General features: G+C 70.6%; 2 protein-coding genes. One reads left to right on the top strand and one right to left on the bottom strand.

Annotation, left to right across the window (positions count from 1 at the left end; genetic code table 11):
• Window positions 1-55 precede the first annotated feature (55 nt).
• Complete coding sequence (locus HMPREF3086_RS17040) at window positions 56-1,651, bottom strand: acyl-CoA synthetase (protein WP_210401897.1); 1,596 nt, start codon at window positions 1,649-1,651, stop codon at window positions 56-58.
• A 106-nt stretch (window positions 1,652-1,757) separates the two neighbouring features.
• On the opposite strand from HMPREF3086_RS17040, the gene HMPREF3086_RS18725 reads away from it, so the two are divergent.
• On the top strand, window positions 1,758-2,044 hold a 287-nt coding region (locus HMPREF3086_RS18725; RefSeq protein ID WP_168169117.1), incomplete at its 3' end, for a DUF1707 SHOCT-like domain-containing protein.

The following is a 2,044-nucleotide window of genomic DNA, read 5'->3' as shown; positions in this document are numbered from 1 at the left end:
AGTGAGGCCCCCGTCCGAGAGGACGGGGGCCTCACTCGTTGAGGACGCCGGACGACTACGCCCAGTACGGGTCCTTGAGCGTGCGCTTGACCAGCTTGCCGTTGGCCTGCCGCGGCAGCTCGTCCACCACGTCGATCGAGCGCGGCATCTTGTACTTCGCGAGCCGGCCGCTCAGGTCCTCGAGGATCCGCGCCTTGAGCTCGTCGGACTCGGTGTAGCCCTCGGCGAGCTCGATGACGGCCTTGACCTCCTCGCCCCAGCCGGGGTGCGGGATGCCGAAGACGGCCGCGTCGCGCACGGCGTCCTGGCGCGTCATCTCGGCCTCGATCTCGGCGGGGTAGATGTTCACTCCGCCGGAGATGATCATGTCGTTCTTGCGGTCGCAGAGGAACAGGTAGCCGTCCGAGTCAACGTAGCCGATGTCGCCCATCGTGAAGAGCTCGCCCACGTAGGTCTTGGCGGTCTTCTCGGCGTCCTGGTGGTACTCGAACTTCGAGCCGTGCATCTGCAGGTACACGTTGCCGGTCTCGCCGGTGGCCAGCTCCTCGCCGTCGTCGTCGAGGATCTTGAGGGTGGTGGTGCGCCACGGCCGACCGACGGAGCCCGGCTTGCTCAGCCACTCCTCGCCGGTGATGGTGCAGCCGCCGCCCTCGGTGCCGGCGTAATACTCCGTGAGCACCGGCCCCCACCAGTCGAGCATCGCCTGCTTGACGTGCTGGGGGCACGGCGCGGCACCGTGGACGATCGTCCGCAGGCTCGACACGTCGTACGTCGCCCGCACGTCCTCCGGCAGCTCGAGCAGCCGCGAGAACTGCGTGGGCACCATGTGCGACTGGGTGACGCCGTGGGCGTCGATGAGCCGCAGCATCTCCTCCGGCGTCCACTTGTCCATGAGCACCACGGCCTGGCCCAGGTTGAGCGAGATGGCCACAAAGTTGAGCACGGCCGTGTGGTAGAGCGGCGAGCCGCAGATGTGGACGTTGTCCGGGCCCTCGATGCCGAAACCGGCGAAGAAGTAGTAGTTGGGCACCGTCACCTGGTCCGGGCTCGCCCCGGTGAGCGGGCGGCGCACGCCCTTGGGGCGGCCGGTGGTGCCACTGGTGTAGAGCATCGGCGCGCCGAGCGTGCGGTCCCGCGGCAGCGGGTCGGACCCCTCGGCGGGCGCGGTGAGCTCGGCCAGCGGCCGGAAGCCCGGGACGTTGCCAATCGCGTAGCAGCGCGCGGGGTCGAGCCCGGCCTCGCTCGCGGCGGCGGTGGCCACGTCGGCGAACCGCTCGTCGGCCACAAACACCGTGGAGCCCGAGTTCTCCAGGATGTACGCCACCTCCGGCCCGGTGAGGTGCCAGTTGGCCGGCGCCACGTACAGGCCGATCTCCAGGGCGGCGAAGTACACCTCGAGGAAGCCGATCCCGTTGGGTGCCAGCAGCACGATGCCGTCGCCGGCCGTCAGGCCCAGCGCCTGCAGGCCGCGAGCGTAGCCGTGCGCGGCGTCGGCCAGCTCGCCAAAGGTGACCTGGCGGCCCGACGCCTCGATGACGGCGGTGCGGTGGGGCTCGGCCTCGGCGATGCGATAGACGCTGGTCACGTGCCCCCCGGTGCGGGGGTCGAGGATGCCGGCGTCGGCGGGAACGGACGGGGCGGACACAGTCATGCCCACCACACTAGAACGTGTTATCGCCACGATGTCGGAACTTCGGCCCAGTACGGCGCACGACGGCCACACGCCGGGCGCCGGAGGCGGGATTATCCTCGTCGTCATGAGCCCGAATTCCCAACGTCCCTCGCGCTCTCACCAGTCGCCGCGCCGCCGACTCCGCGCGACCGACGCCCAGCGCGACTCGGTGTGGAAGGCCCTCGACGCCGCCATGACCGACGGCCAACTCGACCGCTTCGAGCACCTCGAGCGGACCCGCGCCGTCCACCGCACCACCTACGTGGACGAGCTGCGCCCCCTCGTGGCCGACCTGCAGGGCGTCACCACCGACCTGCCCGACGAGAGCGGCCGCCCGGCCCGCGCCGGGGACGCCGCCGGGCTCGAGAGGCA

Origin of the sequence: Dietzia sp. HMSC21D01 (genome assembly GCF_001815995.1) — a bacterium.
Lineage (GTDB): Bacteria > Actinomycetota > Actinomycetes > Mycobacteriales > Mycobacteriaceae > Dietzia > Dietzia cinnamea.
This window is presented reverse-complemented; position numbering and strand designations above follow the sequence as displayed.